This is a genomic window from Pseudomonas sp. NFACC51, assembly GCF_900103575.1.
In the GTDB taxonomy this organism is placed as follows: Bacteria; Pseudomonadota; Gammaproteobacteria; order Pseudomonadales; family Pseudomonadaceae; genus Aquipseudomonas; species Aquipseudomonas fluorescens_Q.
Genome location: NZ_FMXH01000001.1, coordinates 279,877 through 294,032, shown reverse-complemented (window position 1 = coordinate 294,032; position 14,156 = coordinate 279,877). Strand labels below are relative to the sequence as shown.

Genomic DNA, 14,156 nt, shown 5'->3' with positions numbered 1-14,156 from the left:
TGTCAGCTCTTCTGGTGAAACGGCGCCCACAGTCGAACCGGGCCAAGCCTGCACAGGCATGAAGCATCCATGGGAGAGCGAATTCGGTTCTGTCGGCGCCTCAGATGGGCTGTGCCGTGACCTCGAGCATCCGCCTGACCAGACCAATCCGGTCGAAGCTGCTGTCGTGGGCCATTTCCTTTTCACCGGCCAGCACCGAGCTTTCGCTGATGAATTTGCAGCGCTCATAACGGCGCGTCATGAAGCGTTCGAGCTGCTGCTCAACGCTGCCGCCGGCGACCAGCTCTTCGCCAAGCACGACGGCATCTTCAATGGCCATGCCGGCGCCCTGGCCCAGGTGCGGCGTCGTGGAGTGCACCGCGTCGCCGATCAACACGACACGGCCGCGGTACCAAGGCTCACTGACGAACACCACCTCCAGCGGCTTGTAGACCACCTGTTCGCTGTTGATTATTTGCTCGCGCAGTTCGCCGATCAGCCCGGTGAAGCCACTCAGGCGCTGGCGCATCTGGGTCGCCAGCGTGGCAGCCTCCATCCTCGGGTTGGCGGGCTCGTGGGAAGTCATGAACAGGTACATCTGGTCGTGACCCAGCGGCACCAGCCCGGCGTTGCCGGCAGGTCCCTGGAAGGTGGCCAGATGATCGATTCCGGCGGCGCGCGGGAAGTTGTAGCGCCACACCGCTTGGCCGGTGAAGCGCGGCGAGTACTGCTCGCCGAACAGCAAGCCGCGCGTTTTCGAGTACAGGCCATCGGCGCCCACGACTAGGTCGTAACGGCCGCGACTGCCATCGGTGAACAGCACATCAACGCCCTCGCCCACCTGTTCCAGAGTTTCGACGCTCAGGCCCAAGCGAATCGAGGCGCCCAAGGCAATGGTGGTTTCGCTGAGGATTTGATGCAGGGCCAGGCGCGAGATGCCAACGTTGGCCGGATACTCGGGGCCAGCCAGGCGCTGACCGGGGATTCGCGCCAGCTGTTCACCGGCCGTGGTATTGACGGTCAAATCCTCGAACGCGTAGGCAGCGTCCAGGTAGCCGTCCAACACACCCAACTTGGCCATTTCACGCACGACGTTACTCTGCTGGATGATGCCAACGCCGTAGACGGTCCACTGCGCCTTGAGCTCGACAAGATCGACTTCGATACCTTTGCGACGCAAAGCGATTGCGGCACACAGACCACCGATACCACCACCGACGATAAGCACCTTTTTCACTGCGTTCATGCTCGTCTCACTCTTATTCTTGTTATTCACGCAAGCGCTCCGCCGGAGCGATCCCAGGCTGCACTGCCGGCTGTTTCTGCACGCATTCGCTACGCGTTGTGTTCACTTTCTCGGCAAAGCAGGCGTTTGACTAATCGCATGTAGGGATACGATGTATCAGCAACTGCGATACGTTAACTAAGGTCCACACGCTTCCAACTGACCCGCTCCGAGCACCAGCCAATCGGCCTCTGCATGCCACTGCAACGCACTCAGGCGTTCCCCAAGGCACGGCCCGTAGACGCACAGGCCACTGTCCGGAAGGAACCGGGCACCATGGGCGTAACAGACGATCTGGCTGCCATCGACACTGAGAAAACGGTCCTTGCGGTACTCCAGCCGCACCTCCAGGTGCGGGCAACTGTTGCGATAGACCCGCACCTCGCCGCCATGGCGCAGGGCGAACACACTGTCCTTCCCCGTGCCCAGGGGATCGAACCCGCGTGCGTGCCCTTCGACCAACTCATCCAGTCGACAGAGAACATGAGCGTCGTGACTCATGGACGACATCCGCACTCAGGCCTGCTTGGGCGGCGGGCCGCTCGGGAACCATTTTTCCCGGGAGGTGAACAGGAACAACTGCGAGTTATCCGCCGACAACGGCGCCTGGCGCGCTTGCCAGGCGTCATCGTGCTTGTCCATGTCTGCGTCGTATTCGATGTGGCAGCCCAACGGACTGTTGAAGTACCAGAACCAGTTGGAGCCAAAGAGGTGCCGCCCCGGCCCCCAGAAGCTGGTCCAGCCTTGTTGCTCGAAGCGACGCCCGGCCAACAGCACTTCCGTGCCGCTGCCCATGTGAAAGGTGAAGTGCTCGCAACCCTTCATGTGCGGTGGCGTCTGGATCATGAACAGGCAGTGATGGTCATCGGAACCGGCGGGACGCATGAACGGGCCCGCGCCAACAAAGGTGTCGGTGGTCACGAAGCCCAGGCGTTTGTAAAAGGCCTCGGCCTTGGCCGCATCCGGTACGAAATACACCACATGGGACAAAGTTCGAGGCAAAGCCTGCATATCGGGGTTGATGCCCGGCTGGTTGACCGGGCGCTGGGGGGCATGGCCCGGTGCATTGGTCAGGTCCGCTGGCGCGCTGTACGCACGCCGCACACTGATCTGGAAACCAATGGCAAAGCCCATGTCGTCCACACTGTGCACGGAACCATCGGAACCGCGGGTCACCGGGCGATCGCGCCCCAGTTCATCGGCGATGGCCTCAAGATCAGTTGCGCTAGCCACGCCATAAACGGTTTCACGAATCGAGGGGGCGGGCCCGATGGCCGCCGGTAGACGGGCATCGTCCGCACTACGGATGATCACCGCCGTGCCGTCGAGCGCTTCAAAACGCCCACCCTCGCTGTCGACATCGACAGGCAGCAGACCATAGTCGCGCAGGCAATGGGTACAGGCTTGAATGTCGTCGACGCCAAAAATCAAGGCATCAAGGCCAATGATGTTCATTGAGTTACCACTCCATTGTAATTATTCAGCGCAGGCCAGCACCCCGCTTACAGGAGCCGTGCCAGGCGGAGCGCTGCCGAGGCTGGTCTTGGAGTCGATCAAGCGTCACGCCAACCGACTGTGGGCTGATACTGAAGGGGGACAAACTCACTGACTAATCGCTTGTCGGGATGCGACCTATCGGCAAACGCGATACCTGGCTGCACAGCGCAAATGGCCTGAAAAATCGGACAGTCATCGTTCGATTCACCCACTCGCGGGACTTGACGCCGCGATAGGAAGGCCGGAAGGTATTTACAAAATAAATACAAGAATCGAGACCGCCATGCGTTTTAACCACTTGGATCTCAACCTCCTGGTGGCGCTGGATGTATTGCTGGAAGAGCAGAACATTACCCGCGCCGCTGAACGCCTGCACATGACCCAATCCGCCACCAGCGGCGTACTGGGCAGGCTGCGCCTCTACTTCGAAGATGAGCTGCTGGCGCAGGTGGGACGCAAGATGCAGCCAACGCCTTATGCCCGTGAACTGGCGGCACCGGTGCGCCAGGTGCTGCTGACGATCCAGTCCTCGATTACCGCAAAACCGGTGTTCGACCCAGCCACCAGCAAACGCCATTTTCGCTTGATCACTTCGGACTATCTGATCAGCGTCCTGTTTGCCCGGGTGATCCAGAAGATCTCCCTGGAAGCCCCGCACATCACCTTCGAACTGCTGGGCCCCGGCGACACCTCCACCGAGATGCTGATGCGCGGTGAGGCCGACATGATGATCGTGCCTGAGCGCTACCTCATCGAAGGCCACCCATCGCAGCTTCTGTTCGAGGAAGAGCACGTTTGCGTCGTGTGGGATGGCAACACACTAGTGGGCGACAGCATCAGCCTCGATCAGTACATCGAGATGGGCCATGTCTCGGTGATTTTTGGCCGCAACCGGCAACTGAGCGTCGAAGAATGGCTGATGAGCCAGTACGGTTTCACCCGTCGCATGGAAGTGGTGACCCATGACTTCAACACCCTGCCGCAGTTGATCGTCGGCACCCAACGTGTAGCCACGATGCTCCAGCGCATGGCCAGGCTCTACGCCAATTACCTGCCGCTGCGCATCGTGCAACCACCGGTGAAAATCCCGGTGATGCGTGAGTTCATGCTCTGGCATCGGACCATGGAGGGAGATCCGATGCACCGTTGGCTGCGGGCGAAAATCAGTCAGATCATTAACGAGCTGGAGCAGTAGTCGCGGCCTTTACTCGCTGGCGGAATCAACTGCGAAAGTGCCCAACGGCCGCTTTGAGCTCGCCGCCAATCTGTTGCAAGTCGGCCGTTGATGCTTGCAGTTGCAAGCTTTCCCTGGCACTGCCTTCGGCCACGTCGCGCACCCGTGTCATGCTCTGGCTGACTTGCTCGGCCACGACGCTCTGCTGTTCGGCCGCCGCAGCGATCTGCTGGTTCATCTGCTCGATGCGGGACACCGCCCGGGTAATCCGCGCCAGCGCCTGGGAGGCTTGCGCGGCAAGCACCACCGTTTCATCACTCAACACATGGCTGCCTTGCAAACGCTTGGCGGCTTGTTGGGCAACATTGCTCAGGCGGACGATCAACCCTTCGATTTCCGTGGTCGAACGTTGGGTGCGCCGTGCCAGACCGCGAACCTCATCGGCGACCACGGCAAAGCCACGCCCCTGCTCGCCCGCGCGTGCGGCCTCAATGGCGGCGTTGAGCGCCAACAGGTTGGTCTGCTCGGCCACCGCCTTGATCACATCGAGCACGCCTCCAATCGCCGCGCTCTCCACCAATAGCGACCGCATGGCTTCAGCACAACCGCCCATTTCCACAGCCAAATGGTCAATCTTGTCACTCGCCTGACGCACCCACTCATCGCCTTCACGCGCCTGTTGGTCGGCATGCGCCACCGCTTCGCTGGCTTGACCCGCGTTGCGCGCGACTTCCTGCGCTGTGGCGGCCATCTGTTGCATGGCGGCGGCGGCCAGCTCGGTTTCCTGACGTTGGTGTTCGACACCACGGCTGTTGCTCAAGGTCACTTCGGCCAAGCTGCCGGCCATGCCATTAAGCGAGCCGACACCACGGTCGATGCGCCCGACCAATCCCCGCAGACTGCCCAGCATGCTACCCACAGTGCCCAACAGTTGGCCCAGCTCATCGCGACGGCCACTGTCTGTCGGCGGATCGCTCAAGTCCCCCGCCGCTACGCGCTGGACCAACTGCACAGCCTGGCACAACGGCTGCACAATCAACTGGCGGATCAGCAGGCTAGCGCCAATGCCCAAGACGAGCGCCAGGACCGTGATCGAGCCCAATTGGCGATTGGCATCACGGTTATCGTCCAGTACCGCCTGCCTTTGCTGTTCATCGGCCTGGGTCAGCAACTGACTTACCTGCTCGGTTTGCGCGTTCATGGCCGCGCTGCTTTGCGCGTTTTGCTGACGGCTGTCGACGAACTCGAGGAAGGCCTTGCGATAGTCGCCCAAAGCCCTGCTCGCCTCCTGCAGCGACTCGCCCTGCTGCTCATCCAGCGCGAGCGCCTGCATGGCGGCCAGCAGGTCACTCATGCTCATTTCCCAATCGCTGCGGTAACGCTCTTCGCCATCGAGCGAGTAGTACAGCTCGCTGTCACGCAGTTTGGCGAGCTTGTCCCGCAATGCGGCCGTCTGCTCAAGCAACACCATCTGATCGCTGCTCGGTGGTGTCCCCTGCCCTAACCGAGTGTTAAGCGCATCCAGTTGATCGAGAAACAGCAGGGTAAAACTGTCACCAGCCGTCTGCGCCAGTGCCTGCATGCGCAGGCGCGCCTCCCGAGCCCGACGCAACGAATCGGCATAGCCGAGAAACTGCTCCAGATACGTGCCAGCGGCCGTGCGTACTGCGCTATTGGCGGGCTCAGCATCGAGTTGCCGGTTCAGTGTGTCGATCGACTCGCGGACCTGCTCCAGGCGCTGTGGAGCAAGGTCCAGGGCGAATGCTTTCTCGGCGATACGCGCGCGCAGGATCAGTGCTTGGATCGACGACTCCTGACGCGATTGTTCACCGCGCTGCTGCAACACTCCCAGGGAACGAAAAGCAGTGACTGCCACCGCCAATGTCACCAGCAGCACCAGGCCGAAACCCAGCGACAGCTTGGCCCCCACCGATAGATTGCCAAACACACGGCTCAGTACGGGCATGCCCAACTCCTCGCACGGTCGTGGAAAAACAGCCTGCCCTTGGCGACCAGACTGATCGCTGTGCCGGGTTTGGACTCACTCATCTGCCGATACCTTATTCTTGTTGTTGTGCGCGCCCGGGACTGCGACCAATAGCGCGATGTAGCAGCAACTCTAATGAGTCGTACCTCGACGACACCAATCGCATCCCGCGTTATGAGCAATCGCAAAGTACGATGATAGGTATCCGGATTTGCGGCTTGAACAGTGAGTAGAAAACCCTTGGGCCACGGCGCACATACGCTCTATCAGCGTTCGCAATACCTCCCATCCCGACTCGCGATTGGCCAAACCATTGGCCTCCCCTTAGCCTGCTTCGAACCGTCGCCTGGCCATCCCCGCGCCAGACCTGGCCGCCTGCCATTGCTCGCACAAGGACAATAACAATCATGTTTCGCTACTTCCCGACCAACTACGTGTGGAATCTTTCCGTCGACCTGGCCATTGAAATGGGCGCCCGTATCGGCGAAATCGAAGAAATGTGCGCGCCGCTGCAGGAAGCCGCCAAGCAACCGGACGCCGCCGGCAGCAAGGCTTTCCGTGAGACTTGGGCGAACATGGCCGACAAGCTGTGCGGCCTGGCTGAAGAAGACGAAAGTAAGGGGCGGATGTTGTCTGCCGGTGAAAAATACAACCGCGCCGCGACCTATTACCTGAGCTGCGAACGCCTGCAGGCCCATGGTGCCCCTGGTCGCACGGAGCTGTATCAGCGCTTTCTGCACACCTTCCAACGCGGTATCGAACTGGCGCGAGAAAACTGCGAGCGCGTTGAAATCCCTTATGAAGGCAAACACATTTCCGGCCTGCTGGTTCGTGCCGAAGGCGTCAACGGCCCAGCGCCGATTCTGGTGCAGATCAATGGACTGGATTCCACCAAAGAAATGAAATACCGGGTCGGCCTGCCCGCCTGGCTGGCCAAACGAGGCGTATCGTCATTGATCATCGACCAGCCGGGCACAGGCGAAGCACTGCGCCTGCATCACCTGACGGCGCGTTTCGACAGTGAGCATTGGGCCAGCCGCGTGGTGGACTGGCTGGAAACCCGCGACGACGTCGACGCCAAACGCATTGGCCTGGAAGGTGTGTCACTGGGCGGCTACTACTGCCCGCGCGCAGTAGCCTTTGAGCCGCGCTTCGCTTGCGGCGTCGTGTGGGGTGCCAACCATGACTGGCGTGATGTACAGAAGCGTCGCCTGGAAAAGGAAGGCAGCTTCCCGGTGCCGCATTACTGGTCTCATGTGGCCTGGGTATGGGGCGCCAAAGACACCGATGAGTTCATGGCCATCGCCGAGAATGTTCATCTGGACGGCATCCTGGATCGCATCAAGGTGCCTTTCCTGGTCACCCACGGTGAAAAGGATTCGCAGATTCCGCTGAAGTGGGCACACCGCACCTTCGAGCAGTTGGTCAACAGTCCAAAGCGCGAGCTGAAAGTCTTCACCGAACGTGAGGGCGGCGTGCAGCACTCGAGTTTCGATAACAGTATCAATGCTGGTCAGTACATCGCCGATTGGGTGGCTGAAGTGCTCGGCGGTCGTACTGGTGGAACTGATCCGTGGCTTACAAACCAGCGACGCGACCTGTTCCACCGCCGGGGCACTGATCGAACACTTAGGCAAGACCGCGATCCACACACAGAATCGCCTGGGCTTCATGGTCAACCGAATCCTCATTCCGATGATCAATGAAGCGATTTTCGTCCTTCAGGAAAACGGCGATGCCCAAGCAATCGACGCAAGCATGCGTCTGGGCTGCAACCAATCGATCGGGCCGCTCGCATTGGCTGACCTCATTGGCCTGGATACTGTGCTGGGAATTCTGGATAACCTGCAAACAGGTTTTGGCGATCCGAAATACCGACCTGCCCCGCTGCTCAAAGAGATGGTCGCAGCAGGATTGCTAGGCAAAAAATCCGGACGTGGCTTTCATGTCTACAGCTGAAACTCACGGCGGGTATGACACGATCCGAGAACGGGCCCTGGAGCTTTTCGTCAGCAAGGGATTCGGACAGGTCAGCATGCGCGAACTGGCTCGCCACGTGGGTATCGCCCCTGGCTCGCTGTACAACCATTTCCCCAGCAAACAAGCCCTGTTGTTCGACCTGATCGAAGAGCTCTACGAAGAACTCCACCTGTTGGTCCAGCAACCTGTGCGGCAAGGCACCGCTGGACCTCGACCACTGTCGAACCTGATTGCCGCCCACCTGCGCCTGCACCGTGAGCGGCCCCTGCATTTTCGGCTGGCGTTACAGGGTTTCGCCTATCTGGATACCGCGCAGAAGCAACACATCATCCTCAAACGCGGCAGATATGAGCATGCGTTTCTGCGCACGTTGTTCAGCGATACGCTCAGCGCGCACGAAACAGTTACGGCAGCCGGGCCCATCATCACGCGACTACTCAACTGCCTGCCGGATTGGCTTGAGGAACGCTCGTTGACTGATGAAACTTATACCCACCTGGTCGAGCGGCTGATAAGGGGGCTGTGCAGGAGTGTTCCGCACCTTAGTCTGTACATGTCAACTTGCACGAGGTCGACATTCCACTGGCAGTGCAGCATTTGGCTCGAGCTGGACTGGAAACAGCCTTTTTGGACTTTGTGCGCATGCAGTCCGGGTCAGCACGCGCTGTTCGGCGCCAAGGATGAGCCCGCACGACACAGTTCGTCAGATACAAATCCCAAACTATGTGTTCGCAGGCAAAATGGCATAATATGCCAATGATCGAAAGAACCTGCTTGTCCTGAGCTGGAGTTAATTATGGCGACGCGAAACGTTGTGCTCACCCCTCACCAGGAGCAGGTTATCCATGACCTGGTGCAGTCCGGCCGTTATCAGAATGCCAGCGAAGTGATGCGAGAAGGTTTGCGTCTATTGGAACAGCGCATCGCCGAAGACACCGCCAAAATTGAGGCCCTGCGTCAGGCGACCTCGATCGGCATCATGGACCTTGAGCACGGGCGCTTCACGCAGTTGAACGAAGGGGATCTGGAGCATTTCCTTGAGGGATTGAGCCAGGAGGCAACCACCCCGGCGAGGGAGAAACACTGAGCATGCCGCAGTATCGGATTTCCAACGCGGCGCGCGCCGACATTGTCGACATCCTCAGGCTCTCCCAGACGCAATTCGGCGATCAAGCACGCCAGCGCTACCAGGCGCTGATCCTCGCGGCGCTGCAAGCGATTGCCGACACGCCTTATCGCATTGGCAGCCACGACCGTGATGAGCTTGCACCGGGCCTTCGCAGCTATCACCTCATCTATTCACGCCAGCAGGCCAAACTACTTCATGGCGTGGTCAAAAGTCCGCGACATATCGTGTTCTATCGTGTGGGAGACGGCGACGTGATTGAGATCGTCCGACTCCTCCATGACGCCATGGAGGTGCAGTTGCATCTGCCCAACGATTGACCACAAACGCTAAAGGCTGACGCTCCTGCACATAAATCTCAGGCAAAAAAAAGCCACTCATCTGAGTGGCTTTTTTCTGAATCTTGGAGCGGGAAACGAGACTCGTATCTGGCGTCCGACTCATTGAAATATAAGGGGTTTCTTTTCTTGCCGGGGCAGGAAAAGACTCAATTCTGGACTTATTATCGGGGTGTTTCAAGGGCAAGAGCTGGGGTAATTCCAAGCAACGTTTCTGGATTCTATCCAAAGCCGATGGGGATGCACGATCATCAAGCTGGCAGTGTGATGCCCATAGTACCAACAGCGTATGAACTTCCCGAATAGACGTTCCAACCTTCCCCGGCTCACCAGTCAGCTCACAACCCTCGAAATATCGCCCCTCGGAGGCAAATCTTCGGGCTGTGCCCATTTCGTGCAATTATATGACAGACTACCCAAGCGTACTTTGAAATCGAAATGCCTTGTCAAATCCCTGCCTGACGCCCCACGTATACACGGCATGTATAACATCTGGTTAACCATGTAGGAAAAATCCGGAGGATAAGTCATCTATTTGGCCTTTACAGTGCGGCGGCCGGCGAATAAGAATGAACACCCACTTACGCCACCACCCTGATTCATTCAACCTGAAAAATAATTTTCCGGAGAATACAGAATGGCCAGCGAAAATCACGTCACTAGAAGTTCCAACGTCAACACCCCAACATCAGTCAATCGCGCCCTGAACTTCAATCGCGACTACTTTCGCCTGAGGGACTACTATGAAACGTGGTCTGTTGATTACGACAATGATGTGTCGGAAAAGAACTATTGCGGCCCACTTATGATCAGCGACTTGCTGACATCACTTCTTGGCCACGCGGACGCAAACAACAGACAACTACGTAGCTCTTTGCGCATCATGGATGCCTGCTGCGGAACCGGACTCGTGGGTAAAGAGCTAGTCCAGCGAGGTTTTAGCGCCGTAGAAGGTTGCGATCTGTCACCGGCGATGACCCGGTTGGCGCGTCAAACCCAGGCGTATAGGGCTCTGTACGGTGGGGTGGACCTGACCGAACACAACACATTGATTGCGGACAACCAGTATGACGCCACCTTGTGCTGTGGTGCGTTCATCGAGGGGCACCTGCCCATAGAAGCCATTCACGAGCTTATCCGCATGACCACCCCAGGCGGACTTTTACTGTTTAGCACGCGCTGCACGTTCTATGAAGCAGAAAACTTCGCGAGCATGCTGGATAGTTTAGTCGCGGCAAAAAAAATATCACCCTTACCGTCACTGATGAATGCTCCTTATTTAGATGAGGTACACGCTCACTACCTGGCATTTAGAATTGCCCGATAAGGGGATCAGAGCATGGAAGCCTTGAACCGTATTTCACTTGAGATGCTTGAGTCTATCGATACGTCGCATGAAGTGCGGCGCCTGCGGGAAACCTGTATTCAGGACGGATTCTTTTATTTAACTGATCACGGTATAAATCCGCATCTAATCGATCAGGTGTTTATTGCGACGCGACAGTTTTTCGCCCTGCCGCTGGAAATTAAGAATCAGTTTTCCCAAGTCCACCAACAGGTCAGTCCAAGAACCTGCCGGGGTTATGTACATACCTTTGGCGAGACGTTGCATGCTCCTACCGGCCCCGATTGTAAACAGCACTTCGACATGGGAAGGGAGGCCGTGAGTTGTGCAAAACCCTTCACCGGCCCAAACCTGCTGCCCGACGAGCAAACGGCTCCCGGTTTCGCCAAGACGATGCTGGCCCTGCAGGATCAAGTCATGCACAACGTGGTGCCTCGATTATTACAAGGGCTGGCGCTTGCACTTGGCTTGGACAAGCGGTTCTTCGAGCCCTTCTTTTCCGACCCAGTATTGATCCAGCGCGCCCTGTACTACCCACCCCAGCGCAGTGGCGCGGGCAAACATACCGACAACGGCATATTCACCTTGTTGTTCCAAGAAGCTGGTGATGCCTGCGCGCTACGCGCTTTTTCCCAAGGACGCTGGATCCATGTACCGCCTCGCGGGCAGGAGGTGGTGGTCAACCTGGGGGACATGCTGATGAAGTGGAGTAATGGCCTCTTTACCAGTACACCCCACCAAGTCATCCACCGTGCGAACAGGGGCAGGGTGTCGCTGCCGTTTTTTGTATATCCGAACGTGGACGCTGAGTTCAACCCTCTGGGCAGCGACCAGGTCGTATCGTGCCAGCAAGTCATGCTTGAAAACTTCAACTCAATCTGGGTAACCGGCCAGGGTGCTGGCAGGGCTCGCGAACTCGCTTGACCCCACCATCAGGAGGAATCGATATGCAAGCTGCCAAGCCGAAAGTCGGCTTCATCGGTACCGGGAACATGGGCCGTCCATTGATAGAACGTCTGCTGAACGCGGGTTACGAGGTCCAGGTGCATGATATCGACCCCACGCATGCTCGCCCGGTGATCGAGTTGGGCGCCTCCTGGAAAGACACTCCTGCGCTGTGCGCTAATACATGCCAGATCGTGGTGACCTGCCTACCGCTACCGCACCACGTGCTGGAAAACATGACGGGCGAGCACGGCGCCCTGGCAGGAATGGCGCAAGGGACGGTCTGGATTGACACATCCACCACCGACTATCACAACACCCGTCATATCGCTGAACTGGCCAGGCAAAAAAACATCTTCAGCCTGGAAGCGCCCGTCAGCAACCTGTCGCATATGGGCGTGGATTTCGCCAATGTGTGTTTCTACATCGGCGGTGATGAACGCGGTTACCGCTTGAGCCAGGTCATGCTTGAAACCATGGGCCGCAAATCCTTCTATGTGGGAGAAATTGGAGCCGGCCAATCGGTCAAGCTGCTCACCAACCTGCTGTTCTACACCGCCACTGTGGTATGGGCCGAATTGCTGATCATAGCCAGGGCCAACGATATTCCCCTGCATTGGCTGTGGGACTACGTGAAAGTCTCGCGGGGAAACTGTTTTGTCAGCAACCAGCTGACTCCGTTCATATTCGACGCCAGCTACGATCATTCCTGTACGTTGGAGATCACCGTCAAGGACACGAGCCTCACCGAGGCACTGGCCGATGAACTGGGGGTGGCAATGCCGCTGGGACGCATCGTCGCCCAGCGCTATTGCCAGGCGGGGACGCTGTTCGATAGCCAGGACAATCACGTAAAAGTGGCTGCCTTGAGTGAGCGGGAAAACGATCTGTGCCTCACCCTGCCCAATTTTCATGCCCCTTCGCCCTATGGAGCCGATCGCAACTATCGCCACAGCGGCGATGTGGTTGAAGACGCCTTGGGCCGTGTCACACCAACCCTCGCACCGATGTTCCATTCGGGCGTCGTATTCACCGACGACAGCAAGATCAAACTGGCCTCGCACCTGGTGGAGTTTCTGGCCTGCATCAATAAGGTCATCCTCGACGAGGCCTGTCAGATCGGCCGCGCAATGGGCCTCTCGGACGCCCTGATCGAGCAGGTGGTGAACTGGAGTTGCGGCCCCAGCTGGGTTGCCGAGCACCTGGATAGCTACGAACCGTGCCTGGACAGTATCGCAGTCGTTGACGAACTCCAGCAGGCATTGCAACTGCCCGTCATCGAACAAATCTTTCATCAGTCGATTCTGGGCTTCCCATCCCCTGCCCGGGCAGTTGGGCATGGGTTGCGAGAGGGAGTGGTCACGCCATGAAGATCACCTCTATCAAGGTCTACCAACTGGATGTACCACTCAAGAACAAATACAGCCTCAGCGGCGGTCGACTGCACTACGACTCACTCGACGCCACCATCGTCCTGATCACCACGGACAGCGGTCTGGTGGGCGTCGGCGAGAGTTGCCCATGGGGCGCCACTTACTTGCCGGCCTACGCCAAAGGCGTGCGAGCCGGCATCGACGAATTGGCCCCACACCTGCTTGGGGAGAACCCCTTGCACCTGGATCAGATCAATGCACGCATGGATGTCATGCTACCGGGTCATCCCTACGTGAAAGCAGCAATTGATCTGGCCTGCTGGGACATCCTGGGCAAACATTGCCAATTGCCGATATATGCGTTGCTCGGCGGCCGGTTCCAAGAGTCGATTGCCTTGCAAAGCAGCATCCCCACCGACGACGCGGAGCAGATGGCGAACTATCTGGCACTCGCCCGCAGTGAGGGCTATCGCACCCACTCTTGCAAGGTCGGCATCGGGGTGGATGAGGATGTTGCCCAAATCCGGCACCTGCTCGAGCAGCGACTGCCCGGCGAGGTCATCACGTTCGATGTCAACCGTGCTTGGACAGTGGCGGAAGCGGTCGCCGTGATGAACAGCGTGAAGGACCCAACTGTGTGCTTCGAACAGCCCTGTGAATCAATGGAACAGTGCCGAGCCGTGCGTGAGTTGACACGCAACCCGATCATTCTTGACGAATCCATCGTTACCCTTGGCGATCTGGTGCAAGGCCAGCGCCAGAACATCGCCCAGTTGATAGGGTTGAAGATTGGCCGCGTCGGGGGCCTGACCAAAGCCCGGCAACTTCGGGACTTCTGCGCCTACCACGGCATCCGGATGAACATCGAAGACGTCGGCGGCACACAGATCAGTGACAGTGCCGTGATGCACCTGGCCGCGTCGACTCCCAGCCGCCTGCATCGCGCCAGCTGGAACTGCTGCCGACACCATGAGGTACGACTGGCCGAGGTGGATTTCGAAATCAGCCAGGGTCGTGCCTACCTGCATGACAGCCCAGGTCTGGGACTGGCCCTTGACCCTCGGCAGTTCGAGCATCCCGTCGCACAGTACGGATGAATTTCACGTTTTTTCAAACTGATCCATGGA

General features: G+C 58.4%; 12 protein-coding genes and 3 pseudogenes. 10 read left to right on the top strand and 5 right to left on the bottom strand.

The genetic code is table 11. The features are described 5' to 3' along the window. Nucleotides 1-100: 100 nt before the first annotated feature. The 3 genes from BLT00_RS01370 to BLT00_RS01360 all read right to left on the bottom strand — a co-directional run bounded on the left by BLT00_RS01370 (nucleotide 101) and on the right by BLT00_RS01360 (nucleotide 2,719). A complete protein-coding gene (locus BLT00_RS01370; protein WP_092142671.1) occupies nucleotides 101-1,225 on the bottom strand; it encodes an FAD-dependent oxidoreductase in 1,125 nt (374 codons plus the stop codon). A 177-nt stretch (nucleotides 1,226-1,402) separates the two neighbouring features. Next, nucleotides 1,403-1,765 carry a Rieske (2Fe-2S) protein gene (locus BLT00_RS01365; protein WP_092142673.1) on the bottom strand — a complete coding sequence of 121 codons (363 nt, stop codon included), beginning with the start codon at nucleotides 1,763-1,765 and terminating at the stop codon, nucleotides 1,403-1,405. 15 nt (nucleotides 1,766-1,780) lie between these two features. Continuing rightward, nucleotides 1,781-2,719: a VOC family protein gene (locus BLT00_RS01360; protein WP_092142676.1), complete on the bottom strand. Its 939-nt coding sequence runs from the start codon at nucleotides 2,717-2,719 to the stop codon at nucleotides 1,781-1,783. Between the two features lie 325 nt (nucleotides 2,720-3,044). Between BLT00_RS01360 and BLT00_RS01355 the strand changes: the two genes are divergently transcribed. Then, nucleotides 3,045-3,956, top strand: a complete 912-nt coding sequence (locus tag BLT00_RS01355) for a LysR family transcriptional regulator (protein WP_003200355.1) — start codon at nucleotides 3,045-3,047, stop codon at nucleotides 3,954-3,956. Nucleotides 3,957-3,981: 25 nt separating this feature from the next. Here the strand turns inward: BLT00_RS01355 and BLT00_RS32370 are convergent, their stop codons facing one another. Further along, the gene (locus BLT00_RS32370; protein WP_371914682.1) at nucleotides 3,982-4,782 is read right to left on the bottom strand and encodes a methyl-accepting chemotaxis protein; all 801 of its coding nucleotides are present in this window, start codon (nucleotides 4,780-4,782) and stop codon (nucleotides 3,982-3,984) included. Nucleotides 4,783-4,839: 57 nt separating this feature from the next. Then, nucleotides 4,840-5,136 (bottom strand): annotated as a pseudogene (locus BLT00_RS32365) (HAMP domain-containing protein); the annotation flags it as partial. A gap of 1,193 nt (nucleotides 5,137-6,329) precedes the next feature. On the opposite strand from BLT00_RS32365, the pseudogene BLT00_RS01345 reads away from it, so the two are divergent. The 9 genes and pseudogenes from BLT00_RS01345 to BLT00_RS01305 all read left to right on the top strand — a co-directional run. Further along, a pseudogene (locus BLT00_RS01345) lies at nucleotides 6,330-7,481 on the top strand (alpha/beta hydrolase family protein); the annotation flags it as partial. Next, a pseudogene (locus BLT00_RS32015) lies at nucleotides 7,480-7,881 on the top strand (3-hydroxyacyl-CoA dehydrogenase family protein); the annotation flags it as partial. The pseudogenes BLT00_RS01345 and BLT00_RS32015, both read left to right, overlap by 2 nt. Further along, nucleotides 7,868-8,662 (top strand): TetR/AcrR family transcriptional regulator, encoded by a 795-nt coding sequence (locus tag BLT00_RS01335; protein WP_092142685.1) that lies wholly within the window; start codon nucleotides 7,868-7,870, stop codon nucleotides 8,660-8,662. The pseudogene BLT00_RS32015 and the gene BLT00_RS01335, both read left to right, overlap by 14 nt. A 36-nt stretch (nucleotides 8,663-8,698) precedes the next feature. Beyond that, a complete protein-coding gene (locus tag BLT00_RS01330) occupies nucleotides 8,699-8,989 on the top strand; it encodes a type II toxin-antitoxin system ParD family antitoxin (RefSeq protein ID WP_092142688.1) in 291 nt (96 codons plus the stop codon). A 2-nt stretch (nucleotides 8,990-8,991) separates the two neighbouring features. Next, nucleotides 8,992-9,348 carry a type II toxin-antitoxin system RelE/ParE family toxin gene (locus tag BLT00_RS01325; RefSeq protein WP_092152508.1) on the top strand — a complete coding sequence of 119 codons (357 nt, stop codon included), beginning with the start codon at nucleotides 8,992-8,994 and terminating at the stop codon, nucleotides 9,346-9,348. A gap of 655 nt (nucleotides 9,349-10,003) precedes the next feature. Continuing rightward, the gene (locus BLT00_RS01320; RefSeq protein ID WP_092145689.1) at nucleotides 10,004-10,693 is read left to right on the top strand and encodes a class I SAM-dependent DNA methyltransferase; all 690 of its coding nucleotides are present in this window, start codon (nucleotides 10,004-10,006) and stop codon (nucleotides 10,691-10,693) included. A gap of 12 nt (nucleotides 10,694-10,705) precedes the next feature. Beyond that, on the top strand, nucleotides 10,706-11,635 hold the full coding sequence (locus tag BLT00_RS01315; protein ID WP_175456227.1) for a 2-oxoglutarate and iron-dependent oxygenase domain-containing protein: 930 nt from the start codon (nucleotides 10,706-10,708) through the stop codon (nucleotides 11,633-11,635). Nucleotides 11,636-11,658: 23 nt separating this feature from the next. Continuing rightward, complete coding sequence (locus BLT00_RS01310) at nucleotides 11,659-13,026, top strand: NAD(P)-dependent oxidoreductase (RefSeq protein WP_092145688.1); 1,368 nt, start codon at nucleotides 11,659-11,661, stop codon at nucleotides 13,024-13,026. Continuing rightward, a complete protein-coding gene (locus BLT00_RS01305; protein WP_092145686.1) occupies nucleotides 13,023-14,126 on the top strand; it encodes a mandelate racemase/muconate lactonizing enzyme family protein in 1,104 nt (367 codons plus the stop codon). Before BLT00_RS01310 ends, BLT00_RS01305 begins: the two co-directional genes overlap by 4 nt. Nucleotides 14,127-14,156: the final 30 nt, after the last annotated feature.

Coding starts and splice junctions, on each gene's coding strand:
- BLT00_RS01310 (WP_092145688.1), top strand. CDS start 11,659: ATGCAAGCTGCCAAGCCGAAAGTCGGCTTCATCGGTACCGGGAACATG.
- BLT00_RS01335 (WP_092142685.1), top strand. CDS start 7,868: ATGTCTACAGCTGAAACTCACGGCGGGTATGACACGATCCGAGAACGG.
- BLT00_RS32370 (WP_371914682.1), bottom strand. CDS start 4,782: ATGGCCGGCAGCTTGGCCGAAGTGACCTTGAGCAACAGCCGTGGTGTC.
- BLT00_RS01365 (WP_092142673.1), bottom strand. CDS start 1,765: ATGAGTCACGACGCTCATGTTCTCTGTCGACTGGATGAGTTGGTCGAA.
- BLT00_RS01320 (WP_092145689.1), top strand. CDS start 10,004: ATGGCCAGCGAAAATCACGTCACTAGAAGTTCCAACGTCAACACCCCA.
- BLT00_RS01325 (WP_092152508.1), top strand. CDS start 8,992: ATGCCGCAGTATCGGATTTCCAACGCGGCGCGCGCCGACATTGTCGAC.
- BLT00_RS01355 (WP_003200355.1), top strand. CDS start 3,045: ATGCGTTTTAACCACTTGGATCTCAACCTCCTGGTGGCGCTGGATGTA.
- BLT00_RS01305 (WP_092145686.1), top strand. CDS start 13,023: ATGAAGATCACCTCTATCAAGGTCTACCAACTGGATGTACCACTCAAG.
- BLT00_RS01360 (WP_092142676.1), bottom strand. CDS start 2,719: ATGAACATCATTGGCCTTGATGCCTTGATTTTTGGCGTCGACGACATT.
- BLT00_RS01370 (WP_092142671.1), bottom strand. CDS start 1,225: ATGAACGCAGTGAAAAAGGTGCTTATCGTCGGTGGTGGTATCGGTGGT.
- BLT00_RS01315 (WP_175456227.1), top strand. CDS start 10,706: ATGGAAGCCTTGAACCGTATTTCACTTGAGATGCTTGAGTCTATCGAT.
- BLT00_RS01330 (WP_092142688.1), top strand. CDS start 8,699: ATGGCGACGCGAAACGTTGTGCTCACCCCTCACCAGGAGCAGGTTATC.